This is a genomic window from Arthrobacter sp. RAF14 (assembly GCF_052114185.1).
In the GTDB taxonomy this organism is placed as follows: Bacteria; Actinomycetota; Actinomycetes; order Actinomycetales; family Micrococcaceae; genus Arthrobacter_E.
In genome coordinates this window covers 573,663-591,369 of record NZ_JBFREG010000002.1, presented here as the reverse complement: position 1 = coordinate 591,369, position 17,707 = coordinate 573,663, and the positions used below count along the sequence as shown (strand labels likewise).

17 protein-coding genes are annotated in these 17,707 nt (G+C 67.8%); 11 read left to right on the top strand and 6 right to left on the bottom strand.

Annotation, left to right across the window (positions count from 1 at the left end):
- The first annotated feature begins 17 nt into the window (after positions 1-17).
- From gcvT to AB4Y75_RS10200, 4 genes are all read left to right on the top strand, one after another.
- Positions 18-1,142 (top strand): glycine cleavage system aminomethyltransferase GcvT, encoded by a 1,125-nt coding sequence (gene gcvT / locus AB4Y75_RS10215; protein ID WP_441435751.1) that lies wholly within the window; start codon positions 18-20, stop codon positions 1,140-1,142.
- Positions 1,143-1,154: 12 nt separating this feature from the next.
- Positions 1,155-2,552, top strand: a complete 1,398-nt coding sequence (locus tag AB4Y75_RS10210) for an L-serine ammonia-lyase (RefSeq protein WP_441435750.1) — start codon at positions 1,155-1,157, stop codon at positions 2,550-2,552.
- Between the two features lie 201 nt (positions 2,553-2,753).
- Positions 2,754-3,827, top strand: a complete 1,074-nt coding sequence (locus AB4Y75_RS10205) for a lipid II:glycine glycyltransferase FemX (protein WP_441435785.1) — start codon at positions 2,754-2,756, stop codon at positions 3,825-3,827.
- Between the two features lie 34 nt (positions 3,828-3,861).
- Positions 3,862-5,538 carry a threonine/serine ThrE exporter family protein gene (locus AB4Y75_RS10200; protein WP_441435749.1) on the top strand — a complete coding sequence of 559 codons (1,677 nt, stop codon included), beginning with the start codon at positions 3,862-3,864 and terminating at the stop codon, positions 5,536-5,538.
- Positions 5,539-5,643: 105 nt separating this feature from the next.
- On the opposite strand, the gene AB4Y75_RS10195 is transcribed toward AB4Y75_RS10200, so the two are convergent.
- Positions 5,644-6,471 (bottom strand): siderophore-interacting protein, encoded by an 828-nt coding sequence (locus AB4Y75_RS10195; protein ID WP_441435748.1) that lies wholly within the window; start codon positions 6,469-6,471, stop codon positions 5,644-5,646.
- Between the two features lie 49 nt (positions 6,472-6,520).
- Positions 6,521-7,360, bottom strand: a complete 840-nt coding sequence (locus AB4Y75_RS10190; protein ID WP_441435747.1) for a uracil-DNA glycosylase — start codon at positions 7,358-7,360, stop codon at positions 6,521-6,523.
- 91 nt (positions 7,361-7,451) lie between these two features.
- Here AB4Y75_RS10190 and AB4Y75_RS10185 point away from each other — a divergent pair, with 91 nt between their 5' ends.
- The 4 genes from AB4Y75_RS10185 (at position 7,452) to AB4Y75_RS10170 (ending at position 11,653) form a co-directional block, all read left to right on the top strand.
- On the top strand, positions 7,452-7,760 hold the full coding sequence (locus AB4Y75_RS10185) for a DUF3263 domain-containing protein (protein ID WP_441435784.1): 309 nt from the start codon (positions 7,452-7,454) through the stop codon (positions 7,758-7,760).
- A 40-nt stretch (positions 7,761-7,800) separates the two neighbouring features.
- Positions 7,801-8,397: a LytR C-terminal domain-containing protein gene (locus AB4Y75_RS10180; protein ID WP_441435746.1), complete on the top strand. Its 597-nt coding sequence runs from the start codon at positions 7,801-7,803 to the stop codon at positions 8,395-8,397.
- Positions 8,398-8,767: 370 nt separating this feature from the next.
- A complete protein-coding gene (gene groL / locus AB4Y75_RS10175) occupies positions 8,768-10,393 on the top strand; it encodes a chaperonin GroEL (RefSeq protein WP_441435745.1) in 1,626 nt (541 codons plus the stop codon).
- Between the two features lie 144 nt (positions 10,394-10,537).
- Positions 10,538-11,653 carry an RNase H family protein gene (locus tag AB4Y75_RS10170; protein ID WP_441435744.1) on the top strand — a complete coding sequence of 372 codons (1,116 nt, stop codon included), beginning with the start codon at positions 10,538-10,540 and terminating at the stop codon, positions 11,651-11,653.
- A gap of 26 nt (positions 11,654-11,679) precedes the next feature.
- Here the strand turns inward: AB4Y75_RS10170 and AB4Y75_RS10165 are convergent, their stop codons facing one another.
- The 3 genes from AB4Y75_RS10165 to AB4Y75_RS10155 all read right to left on the bottom strand — a co-directional run bounded on the left by AB4Y75_RS10165 (position 11,680) and on the right by AB4Y75_RS10155 (position 14,300).
- Positions 11,680-11,970 (bottom strand): WXG100 family type VII secretion target, encoded by a 291-nt coding sequence (locus tag AB4Y75_RS10165; protein WP_441435743.1) that lies wholly within the window; start codon positions 11,968-11,970, stop codon positions 11,680-11,682.
- A 163-nt stretch (positions 11,971-12,133) separates the two neighbouring features.
- Complete coding sequence (locus AB4Y75_RS10160; RefSeq protein WP_441435742.1) at positions 12,134-13,588, bottom strand: sensor histidine kinase; 1,455 nt, start codon at positions 13,586-13,588, stop codon at positions 12,134-12,136.
- A gap of 1 nt (position 13,589) precedes the next feature.
- Positions 13,590-14,300, bottom strand: a complete 711-nt coding sequence (locus AB4Y75_RS10155; protein WP_441435741.1) for a response regulator transcription factor — start codon at positions 14,298-14,300, stop codon at positions 13,590-13,592.
- Positions 14,301-14,503: 203 nt separating this feature from the next.
- Here AB4Y75_RS10155 and AB4Y75_RS10150 point away from each other — a divergent pair, with 203 nt between their 5' ends.
- Both AB4Y75_RS10150 and AB4Y75_RS10145 read left to right on the top strand, forming a co-directional pair.
- Positions 14,504-14,887: a cold-shock protein gene (locus AB4Y75_RS10150; protein WP_441435740.1), complete on the top strand. Its 384-nt coding sequence runs from the start codon at positions 14,504-14,506 to the stop codon at positions 14,885-14,887.
- A gap of 3 nt (positions 14,888-14,890) precedes the next feature.
- Positions 14,891-15,442 (top strand): DUF3027 domain-containing protein, encoded by a 552-nt coding sequence (locus AB4Y75_RS10145; protein ID WP_441435739.1) that lies wholly within the window; start codon positions 14,891-14,893, stop codon positions 15,440-15,442.
- Between the two features lie 79 nt (positions 15,443-15,521).
- Here the strand turns inward: AB4Y75_RS10145 and serC are convergent, their stop codons facing one another.
- Entirely contained in the window at positions 15,522-16,655 is a 1,134-nt protein-coding gene (gene serC, locus AB4Y75_RS10140; protein WP_441435738.1) for a phosphoserine transaminase, read from the bottom strand.
- A gap of 257 nt (positions 16,656-16,912) precedes the next feature.
- On the opposite strand from serC, the gene AB4Y75_RS10135 reads away from it, so the two are divergent.
- Complete coding sequence (locus AB4Y75_RS10135; RefSeq protein WP_441435737.1) at positions 16,913-17,608, top strand: metal-dependent transcriptional regulator; 696 nt, start codon at positions 16,913-16,915, stop codon at positions 17,606-17,608.
- The last annotated feature ends 99 nt before the right edge of the window (positions 17,609-17,707 follow it).

The window sequence follows — 17,707 nt, the reverse complement described above, 5'->3', positions numbered from 1 at the left end:
GACCGACAAGGACAGACATGACTGAGAACCACACCGCCCTGTATGCCGAGCACCAGAAACTGGGTGCCTCCTTCACCGACTTCGGCGGCTGGCAGATGCCGCTCAAGTACGGCTCCGAACTGGCCGAGCACCACGCCGTCCGCCAGACGGCGGGCCTCTTCGACCTTTCCCACATGGGTGAGGTCTGGGTGGAGGGCCCCGGCGCGGGCGCCTTCCTGGACTACGCCCTGGTGGGCAAGCTGTCCGCCATCGCGGAGGGCAAGGCCAAGTACTCGCTGATCTGCCAGGAGGACGGCGGCATCATCGATGACCTCATCGTCTATCGCCGCGGCGAGGAGAAGTACCTCGTGGTGCCCAATGCGGGCAACGCCCCCGTGGTGGCTGAGGAACTCCTGCAGCGTGCCGAGGGCTTCGACGTGACCGTCACGAACGCCTCCGCCGACATCTCCCTGATCGCCGTGCAGGGCCCGAACGCCGAGGCCATCCTCCTCACCCTGGTGCCGGAGGCCGAGCACGAGTCCGTGACCGGGCTGAAGTACTACGCGGCCGTGGAGGTCATCATCAACGGTGAGTCCCTCCTGCTCGCCCGCACCGGGTACACCGGCGAGGACGGCTTCGAGATCTTCGTCGCCAACGAGTCCGCCCCGGCCCTGTGGCAGGCCCTCCTGTCTGCCGGCGAGGGCCGCGGTCTGGTGCCCGCCGGTCTGGCGTCGCGTGATTCGCTCCGCCTCGAGGCCGGCATGCCGCTCTACGGCAATGAGCTGTCCCGCGAGGGCACCCCCTTCGCGGCGGGTCTCGGCCCGGTGGTGGCGCTCAAGAGCAAGGAAGGCGACTTCGTCGGCCGCGCCGCTCTGGAGACGGCCAAGGAGAACGGCGTGGGGACCACCTCCGGCCGTCGTCTGGTGGGTCTGAAAGGCCTGGGCCGCCGTGCCGGCCGCAGCCACTACAGCGTCCTGAAGGACGGCGTCGTGGTGGGCGAAGTCACCTCCGGCCAGCCCAGCCCGACCCTCGGATTCCCGGTCGCGCTGGCCTACGTGGATGTGGCTTACACTGAACCGGGCACCGCGCTGGACATCGACCTGCGCGGCAAGGCGGAACCGTTCGAAGTGGTCTCCCTGCCCTTCTACAAGCGTGAGCGTTAGGCGGTAAGAACCGTGGCCGTTGGTGTTTTTGAGCTCTTCAAGATCGGCGTGGGCCCGTCCAGCTCCCATACCGTGGGGCCGATGCTGGCGGCCGCGGTCTTCGCCCAGGAGGTGCGCGACGTCGGCCTGCTGCCCCGTGTGGCCGGCCTCGAAGTCCATCTCTACGGCTCCCTGGCCGCCACCGGCCGGGGGCACGGCACCTTCACCGCCGTGCTCCTCGGCCTGGAGGGCTACTACCCGGACAAGATCCTGCCGGAGGAGGTGGAGGAACGGCTCGCCGCGATCGAGGAGAGCGGCACCGTCACCTTCGCCGGTGAGGTGCGCCTCGACTATGGCGTGGCGGACATGTTCCAGCACCCGCTGACCGTGCTGCCCCGTCACACCAACGGCATGAAGTTCGCCGTCAAGGACGCCGACGGCGAGGTCCTGCATGAGGCCACGTTCTTCTCCGTGGGCGGCGGCTTCATCGTCCGCGAGGGCGAGGAACAGCAGGCCAAGCAGGAGCTGGAGGAGTCCAAGAAGGAGCTTCCGCTGCCCTTCCGGACCGCCGCGGAGATGCTGGGCCGCTGCCACAGCAAGGGGCTGGGCATCTCCGACATCATGCTCATCAATGAGAAGGCCAGCCGCACCGAGGAGGAGATCCGCGAGGGTCTGCTCAAGATCTGGGCCGTCATGGAGGCCTGCGTCGAGAAGAGCATCCACCGCGAAGGGCTCCTGCCCGGCGGTCTGGGTGTCCGCCGTCGTGCGCCCGATTGGCATGACCGCCTCCTGAAGGAGGACAAGGACCGCGACCCCAAGTACTGGCAGGAGTGGGTCAACCTCGTGGCGCTGGCCGTCAACGAGGAGAACGCCAGCGGTGGCCGCGTGGTGACCGCGCCGACCAATGGCGCCGCGGGCATCATCCCCGCCGTGCTCTACTATGCGCTGAACTACGCGCCAGGCATGGAGAACGCCACCCAGCAGGACAAGGACGACGTGGTGGTCAAGTTCCTGCTGGCCGCCGGCGCCGTCGGCGTCCTGTACAAGGAGCAGGCGTCCATCTCGGGCGCCGAGGTCGGCTGCCAGGGCGAAGTGGGCTCCGCGTCCTCCATGGCCGCTGCCGGGCTGGCCGAGGTCATGGGCGGCACGCCCGCACAGGTGGAGAACGCCGCGGAGATCGCCATGGAGCACAACTTGGGCCTGACCTGCGATCCCATCGGCGGTCTGGTGCAGGTGCCGTGCATCGAGCGCAATGCCATCGCCGCGGCCAAGGCCATCAATGCCACCAAGATGGCTCTCTGGGGCGACGGGACGCACCGGGTGTCCCTGGACGAGGTCATCATCACCATGCGTGAGACGGGCAAGGACATGTCCACCAAGTACAAGGAGACCGCGCTGGGCGGCCTCGCCGTCAACGTGGTGGAGTGCTGAGCCGGACTCGGCGCAGGATCCCGGGACACGCCTGGGAGCAAGATCACCCCTGATTCCGCCGCCTCCGCGGAGGCGGCGGAATCCAGCCGTTCCAGGCTCCTTTGGCGGGCCCGGTGAGAGCCGTTCCACAGCGGTGAGGCAGGGGCCGCCGGATAGACTGGCGAGAGCCGTTCAGCCACCTCAGGATTGGAAGCCGTGACCTTGCGTACCTTCACCGCCCGCTTTGCCACCGACGATGAGATCGCGCGCTGGGACGAGCTGGTCACGGCCAATCCGAACGGCGGCAATCTGCTGCAGTCCGAGGCCTACGCCTCGGTCAAGAAGCACTATGGCTGGGACATCCGGCACGTGGTCCACGAATGCGCCGAGTACAGCAGCTACAACCTGGTGCTGGAGAAGCGCATCCCGGTTCTGGGCCGTTACTGGTACATGATCAAGGGGCCGGATGTCGCCGGGGTGCAGGATCTCCCGGGGATCTTCACGGCCAACGCCGACTTCGTGAAGCGGGAGCGCCTGGGCGTCTTCGCGATCAAGATCGAGCCGGACATCATCGCCACGGACACCTCGCGGGCCGTGCTGAACGGGCTGGGCGCCCTGAAGATGCCGAATCTGCAACCGAACGACAACACGGTCATCCTGGACATCGCCCCGGAGACCGAGGACATCCTCAAGAGCTTCTCCTCGCGCGGCCGGAACGCCGTGCGCCGGGCCATCCGCGAAGGTGTGGAGGTGCGCAAAGGTGAGGCCACGGAAGAGGACTTCCGCGCGATGTACTCGCTCATGAACGGCACCCTCCAGACCAAGGCCACCGTCCGGCCCCGCGAATACGACTACTTCCGCCGTTTCTGGGGCGGTTTCATGGAGCGCGGGCAGGGTCACCTGTACTTCGTCCATGAGAACGGTGTGCCTTCCGTGGGAGCTTTCGTCATCAACTACGGTCACAAGGGCACGTACAAGGACGGCGGATCCCTGCAGAAACGGAACCAGTACGGCGATTCCCACCTAGTCCAGTGGCAGGCGATGAACGACATGAAAGCCCTGGGCTGCACCGAATACGACCTCTGCGGCACCCCGCCCGCGGCCAGCATCAAGGACCCGGAACACCCGCACTACGGGCTGGGCCTGTTCAAGACCAGCTTCTCGAAGACTGTCACCGACTTCGTGGGATGTTATGACCAGGTGCTCAGCCCGATGAAGTACAAAGTGTGGGCCAGGATCGGTGAACGGGTGGTCCGCCAGATCCACACCCGCCGCACCGGTCAGCAGTTCTACTAAGCCGCACGTCGGCACCGAAGCGCAGGGAGGCCTCATGAACGCCAGAGAGCCGCACGACAGCGATCCGGACGCCACGAAGACGTCCGCCGGGAATCCGCTCCACGACGACGGCGCGCAGCCCGCCGCCCGCGCGATACCCCGCGTGCCCGCACCCGTCCCCGCTCCGGTGCCGGGCCGTGCGACCGGCCCGGTGCGCACCCCCGGCCGCGGGGCGGGTTCCGGGCGACCGGGTAAAGGCGCGGCGTCCCAGTCCCGCCCGACCACGGACGGCCTGCCCAAGACCGAACCGCTGACCCCGGCCGAACTGCGCGCCACCACGTCCGCCAAGCGGATGCTCCGTAACCTCGTGCGCGGGGAGCAGCCTCCCACGGCGCCGCTGAGCATCGTGGACCGGCTGGCCGGAAGCCCCTACGCCAACCCGACCATCCGCGTGGGCGGCGTCGACGAATCCGCGCGCAAGACCATCGATTTCGCGCTCCGGCTGGCGGAGACGATGTTCCGGTACGGGGCCGGTGCTCTCGAGGTGGAGACCAGCATCATCGCCGTCACGGCGGCGCTCGGGCTGAAGAACGTCGAAGTGGACATCACCAACCAGTCAGTGTCCATCAACTACGCCCCGAAGGACCAGAACCCCATCACACTGCTGCGGGTGGTGCGGTCCTGGACCAGCAATTACGCGGGACTGTCCGAGGTGCATCAGCTGGTCTCTGACATCGCCGCGGGCGGTGTCAGTCGCAAGGAGGCCAACAAGAGACTGGACGACATCCTCAAGCGGCCCAAGCCGTTCGCCCGGTGGATGGTGACCCTGGCGTTCGGCGTGTTCGCCGCGGCCTTCGTGGGCGTCCTGGGAGGCGGTCTGCTGGCCTCCTCGATCGCTTTCGTCTCCTCGCTCATGGTGGACGTGGTCTCCCGGCAGCTGGCCCGGTGGAGGGTCCCGGACTTCTATGCGACGGCTGGTTCGTCGTTCCTGGTGACGTTCGCGGCTCTGCTGCTCTGGCGTTTCGGCGCGAACATCGCCCCGTCGATCGTGGTGGCGGGTGGCATTCTGCTTCTCCTGCCTACGGGGCGCCTCGTCTCGGCGGTGCAGGACGCGATCAACGGCTTCCCCGTGACGGCGGCCGGGCGTCTGCTGTCCGCCATGCTGACCTTCGGGGCGATCGTCTCCGGCATCGGTGTGGCGTTCGTGGCCGGCAATCTGACGGGGATGCAGGACATCAACGTCACGGCGACATTCCCCCCGGCCTACGACTTCTGGTTCCAGGTGGTGCTGGTGGCCGTCTCGCTGGTGGCGATCACCGTGACGGAGCAGTCTCCGGTGCGCCTGGTGCTTCCGACCATGGCGGTGGGGATCGTGGGTTACTTCGTCCTGCTGGGGATCACCCAGGTGGGTGTGGGGGACCGGATGGGTCCGGCGGTCTCCGCGGTCGTGATCGGGTTCCTGGCCCGGGTGGTGGCCCTGCGGATGGGCTCCCCCCAGCTGGTGGTGGCCGTTCCCGCGGCGCTCATCCTGCTGCCGGGCCTGCGGATCTTCCGGTCCATGTACACGCTGACCATCAACGGCGACGACTTCCTCAATGGCGCGGGCGGCATGCTCAACGCCGTCGCGGTGGTGCTGGGGATCGCGGCGGGCATCGTGCTCGGCGACAGCCTCGCCAGGCCGCTGACCGCGGGGCTGTCCAGCAACGAGCGGCGCAGGACCCGCCGCCGCTGACCCTCCTGTGGTCGTCTGTCCCCACCGTACGATGCCGAAAACCCCCGGATTCCGGGGGTTTTCGGCGTTCTATGGTGGGGACGGTCGATTGATGACCTGGTGACGTCAGATCTTGCCGATCTCGCTCTTCTTCTCGGCCTGGAACTGATCCTCGACCCGGCCGTAAGCCCAGTAGCCGGAGATCGACACGTCCTTGCGGTCCAGGCCGCGCCTCTTGATCAGCTCATCACGCAGGGACTTCACCAGGCCGCGTTCGCCATGCACGAAGGCCTGCACCTTGCCTTCCGGGAACTCACTCGCCGTGACCGCGTCCAGGAGCGCGGTGCTCTCGCCGGCGGGCACACCCCGGCGGAACTGCCAGGAGAGCTCGACGCCGGCGGGCGCGGCGAGCTCCTGAACGTCGGCTTCGGTGTCGACCTCCAGGAAGGCGAGCCCTCGCGCGTCGGCGGGCAGGGCCTCGAGCGCGGCAGCGACGGCGGGCAGAGCCGAGTCGTCGCCCAGCAGGAGGTGCCAGTCGGCGGCGGGGCTGGGGGAGTAGCCCCCGCCGGGTCCGCGGAAGGTGAAGCGGTCGCCGGGGACCGCGCGCGCGGCCCACGGGCCCGCCAGTCCCTCGTCGCCGTGCACCACGAAGTCGATGGCCAGTTCCTGGGCTTCCAGGTCGACGTGCCGGATCGTGTAGGTCCTGGTCACGGGCTGTTCCGCGGGGGAGAGGTTCTCCTGGGCCCAGGCCGGGTCGAAGGGCTCGGGGTACGCCACGCCGGGGCGGGGGAACGCGATCTTGACGTAGCGGTCGGTGTATTCGTTCAGGACGAATCCGGCGAATCCCGGACCTCCCGCGTGCACCCGCACCATGTGCTCGCTGACCCGTTCGGTACGGAGCACTTCGAGGGTGCACCAGGGCTTCGACGGGCGGCGCGCGGGGGTTTCAGTCATGAAGTTAGCCTACCCTAAGGACGCGTTCGGCCCGTCCTGGCGACGGGGTTCAGAGGCTCCAGTCGACCGGCTCCGCCCCCTGGCGCGCGAGCAGTTCGTTCACCTTGCTGAAGGGCTGCGAACCGAAGAAGCCGCGCGACGCTGAGAGCGGGCTGGGGTGCGCGCTGGTGACCGTGGGGCAGCCGTCGAGGAGGGGCGTGACACCCGCGGCGTCGCGTCCCCAGAGCACCGCCACCAGGGGGAGGTGCTTCCCGTCCGGGGTCCGGCGTCCGACGACGGCGCGGATGGCCGCCGTCGTGAATTCCTCCCAGCCGTGCCGGCGGTGCGAGCCGGCATTCCCGGCCTCGACGCTGAGCACCCGGTTCAGGAGGAGGACGCCCTGGTCCGCCCAGCGGCTCAGATCGCCGTGGGCCGGGATGGGGAGGCCGAGATCGTCGTGCAGTTCCCGGAAGATGTTGCCCAGGCTGCGCGGCACCGGGCGGCAGTCCGGGGCCACCGAGAAGGACAGCCCCATGGCGTGGCCGGGCGTCGGGTAGGGGTCCTGACCCAGGATCAGGACCTTCACGTCATCCAGCGGACGGCGGAAGGCGTTGAAGAGCGCGGGTGCGGGCGGGAGGATGCGGGACCCGCTCTCCTCCTCGGTGGCGAGCCAGCGGATCACCGAGCCCAGTGCGGGGCCTTCTTTCGACAGGGCCGCGGCCCAGCTCGGGTGCAGGGCGCCGCTCTCCACGAGTCCGTCCCAGCCCTCCTCGGCGAGCCGCCGGAAAGATCCGGGTCCGCCGGTGTCCTCCCCGGTCGCCGAACCTTCGCCGGGAAAGGCGAAGACTTCCTGGGTGCCGGTGGGGACGGGGCCCTGGCCGTGCCGGTCCATGCCTCTGATCTGGTCCATGCCCTTGATTGTGCCAAATGACATGGTTGTGATTCCGGAACTATGATGGGAAGGACGCACCGCGAAGGGAGGAATCATGGCCGAGGCAGCGATGTCGCCGGACGGTGTTCCGGCCCACCCGGAATCCGCGGACCGCGCACAGCCGGTCCCCGGATTGTCCGAGCGTGACCAGCGGATTCTCGAGTTCGAGCGGTCCTGGTGGAAGTACTCCGGAGCCAAGGAGCAGGCCATTCGTGAGCTGTTCGACCTCTCCGCCACGCATTACTACCAGCAGCTCAACCAGGTCATCGACAGCCAGGCCGCTCTGGCGCATGACCCGATGCTCGTCAAGAGATTGCGTAGACTACGTACGTCGCGCCACCGGGCCAGGACTGCTCGTCGCCTGGGCAACGGCGCGTGAACCTGTAGGACCACCTGCCACTCCGTGAGGACGCGCCTCGATGACCAAATACGCCCGGGACGAATTCGATGATGTGCCTGAAGGCACCGAGCGCCGGGGAGTGCACCGCGTCGCCAGGAGCTCCGCCGGCGCCGCGCTGCGTCCCTTGCTGGCGTCCGGCGTCGTCGCCCTGCTGATCGGACTCGTGGCGTACTTCGCCATTCCGTCCATGGGCGCCCGCGCCGAAGCCAAGGCGTCACCGTCCGCTTCCGCGAGTGCCCCGGCATCAGCCTCCGCCAAGCCGTCGGCGAAGCCCACGGCTTCGAAGCCGGCCCCCACGGCCTCGGCGACGCCGACCACCCCGCCCACCACTGCGGCGGCCGTGGACAAGACCCGTCCGGTGTCGGTCTACAACGGCACCACGACGGCGGGCCTTGCGGCCACCTACGGGACCAAGGTCACCGCGGCGGGCTGGACGCTCGGCACGGTGGGGAACTGGCAGGGCCAGGCCCAGGCGAGCTCCGTGGTCTTCTACAGCTCCGAGGCGCTCAAGGCCTCCGCTACCGAGCTGGCCTCCACGCTCGGCATCGACCGCGTGGAGATCGCCACGAGCCTCCAGGATCCCCTGGCCGTGGTCCTGGGTCCCGGCGCCGCCTGATCGGCCGTTTTTGACCGGCGTCGCACGTCACGAGCCGGTTGGAGAGCAGAACCCGGCGCTGTGGCCCCGGGACGCACCGTGAACGGGTGCGTCCGGGAGGTTTCGCCACTGGCGTGAACGCCTTGCACTCGCATGGCGAGAGTGCTAATTATTGAGTTAGCACTCCAGAGTGCCGACTGCTAATGAATCCGTTCCGCGGAGGATGGCCGGCCCGCTGGAGAGAAGGCAACCCCGGTCTCAATGAGGCCCGGTGCGCCGGCGTACGGATGCCGGAGTGCCGTGCCGTCCGTCGCGGGCATTGGGCAGCCAGGACCCTTCATCCCTCAACGACAGTCCGGAAACGTACTGACCCGAAAGGACCTTTGCCGTCATGGCCAAGATCATTGCATTTGATGAAGAGGCACGCCGCGGCCTGGAGCGGGGCCTGAACATCCTCGCCGACGCCGTCAAGGTCACCCTGGGCCCGCGTGGTCGCAACGTGGTGCTCGAGAAGAAGTGGGGCGCCCCCACGATCACCAACGATGGCGTGTCCATCGCCAAGGAGATCGAGCTCGAGGATCCCTACGAGAAGATCGGCGCAGAGCTGGTCAAGGAAGTCGCCAAGAAGACTGACGACGTCGCCGGTGACGGCACCACGACCGCCACCGTTCTGGCCCAGGCCCTCGTCAAGGAAGGCCTGCGCAACGTCGCAGCCGGCGCCGACCCGCTGTCCCTCAAGCGCGGCATCGAGAAGGCCGTCGAGGCCGTCACCGCGGAACTGCTCGCCTCCGCCAAGGAGATCGAGACCAAGGAAGAGATCGCGGCCACCGCGTCCATCTCCGCCGGTGACGCTCAGATCGGTGAACTGATCGCTGAAGCCCTGGACAAGGTGGGCAAGGAAGGCGTCATCACCGTCGAGGAGTCCAACACCTTCGGCCTGGAGCTCGAGCTCACCGAGGGCATGCGCTTCGACAAGGGCTACATCTCCGCTTACTTCGTCACTGACGCCGAGCGCCAGGAGACCGTGCTGGAGGATCCCTACATCCTCATCGTGAACTCCAAGATCAGCTCCGTGAAGGACCTGGTCTCCGTCCTGGAGAAGGTCATGCAGGCCAACAAGCCGCTGCTGATCATCGCCGAGGACGTCGAGGGCGAGGCTCTGGCCACCCTGATCGTCAACAAGCTCAAGGGCACCTTCAAGTCCGTGGCCGTCAAGGCTCCGGGCTTCGGTGACCGCCGCAAGGCCCAGCTGGCCGACATCGCCATCCTCACCGGTGGCAACGTCATCTCCGAGGAGATCGGCCTCAAGCTCGACGGCGCCACCCTGGCCGACCTCGGCCAGGCCCGCAAGGTCGTCGTCACCAAGGACGAGACCACCATCGTCGAAGGTGCCGGCGACGCCGAGGCCATCGCCGGCCGTGTGGCTCAGATCCGCTCCGAGATCGAGAACTCCGATTCGGATTACGACCGCGAGAAGCTCCAGGAGCGTCTGGCGAAGCTGGCCGGCGGCGTGGCCGTCATCAAGGCCGGCGCCGCCACCGAGGTGGAGCTCAAGGAGCGCAAGCACCGCATCGAGGACGCCGTCCGTAACGCCAAGGCCGCCGTCGAGGAAGGCATCGTCGCCGGTGGTGGCGTTGCTCTGATCCAGGCCGGCGCCAAGGCGTTCGCGAACCTCCAGCTCGAGGGTGACGAGGCCACCGGCGCCAACATCGTCAAGGTCGCCATCGACGCTCCGCTGAAGCAGATCGCCTTCAACGCGGGCCTCGAGCCGGGCGTCGTGGCGGACAAGGTCCGCGGCCTGCCCGCCGGTCACGGCCTGAACGCCGCCACCGGCGAGTACGTCGACCTGCTGGCAGCCGGCGTCAACGACCCGGTCAAGGTGACCCGTTCCGCTCTGCAGAACGCGGCCTCCATCGCCGGTCTGTTCCTCACCACCGAGGCTGTCGTGGCCGACAAGCCGGAGAAGAACGCTCCGGCCGCCGGCGCCGATGAGATGGGCGGCATGGGCGGGTTCTGATTCCCCGTTCTGCTCGCCGGTTTCGCACCGGACAGCGCACGACGGCGGGCCGCACCTTTCGGGGTGCGGCCCGCCGCGGCGTTTAACGCGTGCTTCACGGCCGGGCTGGCCAGGGGACGGAAGCCCCTGTGGCAGGATTGACGGGTGACGATTACGGCTGCTGCGGATGGTTCCGCCCTGGGCAATCCCGGACCCGCGGGGTGGGCCTGGTACATCGACGAGAACACCTGGCGGGCCGGAGGCTGGCCGCATGGCACCAACAACCAGGGCGAGCTCATGGCCGTTCTGGATCTGCTCCGCAGCACCGCACACCGCTCCGAGGAACCACTGAAGATCCTCTGCGACAGCCAGTACGTCATCAACTGTCTGACCAAGTGGATGCCGGGCTGGAAGCGCAAGGGCTGGCGCAAGGCCGATGGCAAGCCCGTGCTGAACGTCGATCTGCTGAAGGACCTCGATGCCGCGCTCAAGGGCCGGAACGTCGGTTTCGAATGGGTCAAGGGCCATGCCGGGCATCCTCTCAATGAGGCCGCCGACGACCGGGCCCGGGCCGTCGCGACCGCCTATCAGCGCGGGGGACGGTCGATCCCGAGCGGACCCGGTTTCCCGGGCGAGCGGCCGGCAGATGCGAACGGTCAGGACGCCGAGGATTCAGTAGGCCAGGTCCCGGCCGGGGGAACAGCACAGGCACAGGCTGCGCCGTCCCGAACCGACCGTGCACCGCAGACCGACCATGCACGGCAGGCTGACCGCGCTCCGCAGAGCCGCCAGACGTCTCAGGGAGCTGCGCAGACTCCGCAGGCGTCCTCCGGAACGCGAACCGTGGACGAGGCCGAACCGGATCTTTTCTCGGTCCTCGAGGAGGATCTGCGGGGATCGGTCACGGAGCAGGACCCAGTTGCGACCGTGACCGCTCTGGAGAAGCGTCTCCTGGAGCCTGCCGTCCGGTCCGACCTCGGCGAAGTGGCGAGAATCCTCCACCCGGACTTCGAGGAGATCGGGAGTTCCGGCCGGACCTGGTCCCGGGACGAGATGCTCCTCGCCCTGGCCGACGAGGACCACGAGCCGGTCGACATGACGCCCTTGTCCGCGGCTTGTGTGAATGAGAGCACCATTCTTCTCCAGTACCGCACCCGCTCCGCCGGGAAGGCCGTGCTCCGCAGCTCGCTGTGGGTGTTGGCTCCGGGCGCGCCGAACGGTGGCTCCACGGCTGCGCAGGGCACCTGGCGGCTGCGCTTCCACCAGGGGACCGCGGAGTAGCGGCCACCGTTCGACGCGACGGCCGATCAGTGAGCGAATCGCTGAGCGTTCATCAGCTCGACGTCCCGGTATTGCGCGGCCGCCTGGGCGAGTGCGGAATTGATGGCCGCCATGGAAGCCTCCACACGGTTCTGCGTGGCGGCCCATTCCGCGACCAGGGACTGGAAGCTCGCTGAGGCGTTGCCCCGCCAGCTTCCTTGCAGGGCCGTGAGGCCCTGATTCATCGCCCTGATGTCCGCGGAGATGCGTTCCATGGTGCCGCGCACCCGGCCGGACTGCACGTGCAGGAGTTCGGTGTCGACGGAGATGACGCTCATGAAGTTCCTTTCGCTGGGACGGGCCCGGAGGGGCCCACTGTCCTCAGCTTAGGAACGCGCTTGCCTGCCGGGCGGGCTGTGATGGCTCATGTGGACAAAGTCCGTGCCGCGCCATCCACCAGGTGGCCGCGGCCCTCTGCCACGCGCCGTCGTCGGGGCGTGATCAGTCCGTGGAATCCGCTGCGAGGGTCTCATCCTCGGAATGGGGCAGCCGGACCTGGAAGGTGGCGCCCCCGCCCGGCGTCTCAAGAATCCGGACCGTGCCGCGGTGACTTCCCACGATCGCGGCGACGATCGCGAGCCCCAGGCCGCTGCCGCCGGTCTCCCGGGTGCGGGAGGTGTCAGCCCGGTAGAAGCGTTCGAAGATCCGGGCCTGATCCTCCTCGGAGATGCCCGGTCCGTGGTCCCGGACCTCCAGCACCGACCAGACGCCGTCCTGGTCGCCCCGGCGGCCGACCGCCAGTTCCAGGGGGGAGTCCTCCGGGGTGTACCGCAGGGCGTTGCCGAGCAGATTGCTGACCACCTGCCGGATCTTCGCCTCGTCGCCCAGGACGGGAGCCGCAAGGGGCTGGGCCGAGTCCAGACCCACGAGGCGGACGGAACGCTGCGGAGCGCTGGCACGGGTGTCCACGACGGCGTCGTTGCCCAGCAGCATCAGGTCGAAGGGCTTCTCCTGCAGCGGACGCTGTTCGTCCAGACGGGCCAGCGTCAGCAGATCCTCCACCATGGAGCCCATGCGTTTCGCTTCGCTTTCGATCCGGCTCATCGCGGTGGCCACGTCGGCATCGGTGCGCAGGGCTCCATGCCGGTAGAGCTCGGAGAAGCCACGGATGGTCACCAAAGGGGTGCGGAGTTCATGAGAGGCGTCGGCGGCGAACCGTCGCATGCGCTGCTCCGAGGCCGTGCGGGCGGCGAACGCCGATTCGATGTTGGCCAGCATGGTGTTCAGTGAGGTGGCCAGGCGTCCCACCTCGGTGTGGGGCGTGCGGATGTCCACGCGTTGGGAAAGGTCCCCCGAGGCGATGGCCGCCGCGGTCCGCTCCACCCGGGCGAGAGGCCGGAAGGACCGGGTGACCGTCCAGGTCGCGATGAAGAACGCGAGGATCATCGTCAGCAGGCCGACGCCCACCACCACCAGGATGGCGTGCTCCATGATCTCGTCCACCGGCGCCAGGGGAAGGCCCACCACCACCACGTACCCGTGGCCGCTCTGATCGACGAAGGGCACCGCGACCGCACGCCAGTCGTGGCCCGTGGTGCCGGAGAGGTCGAAGGGCTTCCGTTTCAGCGAAGTGGCCTGAGCCAGGCTCATCTGTTCGATGTCCGGGTATCCCGACTGGTTCGCCCCCGTGCGGTAGACGGGCGCCCCGGGACGCAGGACCACCACGGAGTAATCCGTGGGCACGCTGCTCAGGCCGCTGGTCAGCTGGGCGTAGCCGCCGTACTTCTGCATGCTCGTGGTGGCCACACTCAGCCGGTCATCGATCTGCGACTGCAGATAGCTGTGCAGGAGCGCCATGGTGCCCGCGCCGGTGGTGACGAGAGCCACCAGCAGCAGGCCCATGATGGTCGCGATCAGCTGTGCCCGCAGGGACGCGGACTTCCACCGGCGGAGCAAGTCAGCGCTTTTCGGCAGTCCGCAGGACGTATCCCACGCCTCGCTTGGTCTGGATCAGCGTGGGGGCGTCCGGGACGATGTCGATCTTGCGGCGGAGGTAGGAGATGTAGGACTCCACGATCGAGGCATCGCCGTTGAAGTCGTACTCCCACACGTGATCCAGGATCTGCGCCTTGGACAGCACCCGGTTGGGGTTCAGCATGAGGTAGCGGAGGAGCTTGAACTCGGTGGGGGACAGCTCGATGGTCGTCCCGCCGCGGCGGACCTCGTGCGCGTCGTCGTCGAGCTCCAGATCGTCCACCCGGATGATCGCCTCGTCCTCCAGCATCGGCTGGGTGCGGCGGAGCACGGCACGCACACGTGCCACGACCTCGTCCAGGCTGAACGGCTTGGTGACGTAGTCGTCCCCGCCTACGGTCAGGCCGTTGACCTTGTCCTCGGTGTCGTCCTTGGCGGTCAGGAAGAGCACGGGGATGTGGCGGCCGGCCGCGCGGAGCTTACGGGTGACGTTGAAGCCGTCCATGTCCGGGAGCATGACGTCCAGGACGATCAGATCGGGGGATTCGCTCTCGGCCTTCGCCAGGGCGTCACGCCCGTTGGCGGCGGCCACAACGTCGAAGCCTGCGAAGCGCAGGGACGTTGAGAGAAGTTCCCGGATATTGGGTTCGTCGTCAACAACCAGGAGTTTGGCTTCAGGCGTTTCAGTCTTCATGCTTTCCATCATCCGCCGGGACCCTGAGTGTTGTCTGGAAGATTTCTGTACGCGGTTCGGAAGCCGCCCGCGACACATGGCGGGCGAACGCTCCCGCCCGGGTAAAATAGTTTGGATACGCAGACCGCGAGCCGTGCCGCCCAGACCGGTTGACTAGGTGGGGCACGGCCTGACCGCAAGTAAAGACAGACAGAGGTAAAGAAGTGCCTACCGGCAGCGTCAAGTGGTACGACAAGGACAAGGGCTTCGGCTTTGCAGCGTCCGAGGAGGGGCAGGAGTACTACCTGCCCGCCTCCGCGTTGCCCGCCGGAGTGGCGGAGCTCCGCAAGGGGACCCGGATCGAGTTCGGCATCGCCGAAGGACGCCGCGGCGCCCAGGCGATGGGCGTCCGGCTCCTGGACAAGCTCCCCTCCGTCGCCAAGGCCAAGCGCACCTCTCCGAAGGAACTGGCCCCCATGGTCCAGGACCTCTCCACCGTCCTGGACAACCTGTCCGGGATGCTCTCCTCGGGTAAGTACCCGGATGGCAAGAAGGGCGCCGCCATCGCGGCCGCCCTGCGCCAGGTCGCAGATCAACTGGAAGCCTGAGACATGACTGCCGAGCGTCAGAACACCCTTCGCACCCCCGCCCCCAAGCCGGGCGTCCCGCAGTGGAAGACCGGCAAGCCGGACGCGATGCTCGCTGCGGCAGTGGATCAAGCGCGGCGGGAACTGGAAACGATCACCCCGGCCGGCACTATCGGGGAACACCTCGGAGCCAAACGCGAGGAGGACCGGGTGGTGACCCACCTGTTCGACTCGAGGCTGGCCGGGTACGGCGGCTGGCAGTGGTTCGCGGTGCTGACCCGCAACTCCCGCTCCAAGGTGGTGACGGTCAGCGAGATCGGACTCCTGCCCAGCGATGATTCCGTCCTGGCTCCGCCGTGGGTGCCGTGGTCCGAGCGTGTGCGTCCGGAGGATGTCGCCGCGATGCAGGCCGAGGAGGCCGCCGCTGCCGGCGAGGCTCCCGAACAGGGCGACGCCGCGGCGGAGCCCGCGGCGGAGGATGACGGCGCCGGAAGCGATGCCGCACCGGCCCCGGAGGAAACCGATCCGGCAGAGCCCGAGGACGCCGGCGAGGACGAAGCCTCCGACGCTGAGTAGCACAACCGTGCCATGAAAAGTGGCCTTAAACGCCTGTGGGCCCGGTTTCCCGGGCCCACAGGCGTTTTCCGTCAGGGACTTACTTGCGCAGCTCGCCGACGATGTAGTCGATGGAGGCCGTCAGGGCGCTCACGTCCTCGGGGTCGATCGCCACGAACGTCGCGATGCGCAGCTGGTTGCGGCCGAGCTTGCGGTACGGCTCGGTGTCCACCACGCCGTTGGCGCGCAGGATCTTGGCCACCTGAGCGGCGTCCACGGACTCGTCGAAGTCGATGGTGGCGATGACGTTGGAGCGGTCCTCAGGACGCTGGACGAACGGCGTCGCGTAATCGCTCGCCTCGGCCCACGCGTACACGCGGCCCGCGGAGTCGGCCGTCCGCTTGCGGGCGAAGTCCAGGCCGCCCTGGGAGTTCAGCCACTCGATCTGGGCGTTCAGTGTGACCAGCGTGGAGAGCGACGGCGTGTTGTAGGTCTGGTTGAGCAGCGAGTTGTCGATCGCCGTCTTGAGGTTCAGGAAGTCCGGGATCCAGCGATCGCTCGCGGCGATCCGCTCGGCGCGCTCCAGCGCGGCGGGGGAGAAGAGCGCGAGCCACAGGCCGCCGTCGGACGCGAAGTTCTTCTGCGGCGCGAAGTAGTAGACGTCCGCCTCGCGCACATCCACGTCCAGGCCACCGGCCGCCGAGGTCGCGTCGACGACGACGAGCGAGCCCTCGTCTGCGCCGCTCACCCGGCGCACGGGGGCGGCGACGCCGGTGGACGTCTCGTTCTGGGGCCAGGCGTAGACGTCCACGCCGGCCTCGGCCACGGCTTCCGGCCGCGTGCCGGGCTCGGCGGTGATGATGGAGCTGGTCTCGAGGAACGGAGCTTTCTTGGTGGCGGAGGCGAACTTGGAGCCGAATTCACCGAAGGACAGATGCTGCGCCTTCTTCTCGACGAGCCCGAACGCCGCGATGTCCCAGAATGCCGTCGAGCCGCCGACGCCGAGGATCACTTCGTAGTCATCCGGGGCGTTGAAGAAGGACTTGAGACCGGAGCGGATGGACCCCACCAGGTTCTTCACGGGTGCCTGACGGTGCGAGGTGCCCAGCAAGGTGGCGCCGGCCGCACTGAGGGCTTCGACCTGTTCGGGCCGGACCTTGGAAGGACCGGCGCCGAAGCGGCCGTCCTTGGGAAGGAGATGTGCGGGAATGGTGAGGTGTGCCTGATCGCTCACAGATTGCTCCAGTTCTGGTGTGTGGCAGAGAGGGCGGGTCCTTCCGGGGTGTGCCCGTCCTGAGTTCATTTTGCCGTAGTGCAGGGGCTGGTTCCCAAGCGGGTCCGGATTCCGGCGACCGGGAGCGTCATCTGATGATTCCTTTATTCGGAGACAGTCTAAATAAGCTAGACTGGGAGGCGGCGTTCTAAGCTTGACGAGATGAAGCTTGGGCGCGGACGCCATGGCGCACACGACGCGAGTGAGGGTAGGACGGGATGACTGATCTGATCGACACCACGGAGATGTACCTGCGGACCATCCTGGAGTTGGAAGAGGAGAAGATCGTCCCTCTGCGTGCCCGGATCGCAGAGCGCCTCCACCATTCCGGCCCCACGGTCTCCCAGACGATCGGGCGGATGGAGCGCGACGGCCTGGTGGTCGTCACGGGTGACCGTCACCTCGAACTGACGGATCACGGGCGACGACGAGCGGTCGAGGTCATGCGCAAGCACCGCCTCGCGGAGCGCCTCCTCTCCGATGTGATCGGCCTGGACTGGGCGTTCGTGCATGACGAGGCCTGCCGTTGGGAGCACGTCATGAGTGAACGGGTGGAACGGCGGATCTATGAACTTCTGGGCCATCCGACGGATTCGCCGTACGGAAACCCGATCCCCGGCCTCGAGCAGCTGGGAGGGCTGGAAGGCGAAGTGTTCTCCGCCGGTCTGATGACTTTGGTGCAGGCCATGGGCGAGTACTCGCCGGGAGCCGTGGTGACCGTCCGTCGCCTGGCGGAGCCCGCTCAGGTGGAGCCGGAGCTTCTGCAGCAGCTGGACGAGGGCGGAATCCGCCCCGGCGCGACCGTGGCTCTTGAACGTGCGGGAGATTACATCGCCGTGCGGGTCGCCGGCATCGAGGGGGCGCTGGAGCTTCCGCCGGAAGTGGCAGCCCACGTCTTCGTCTCGCTCGGCTGAAAACCGCGCTGAACTGCAATTTCACTCTTCAGAACGCGTCCGCCGCCCGGTGGGCGCGTTCTCTGCGTCCGGTCCGCGCCCGCGGCGGGTTTATCCACA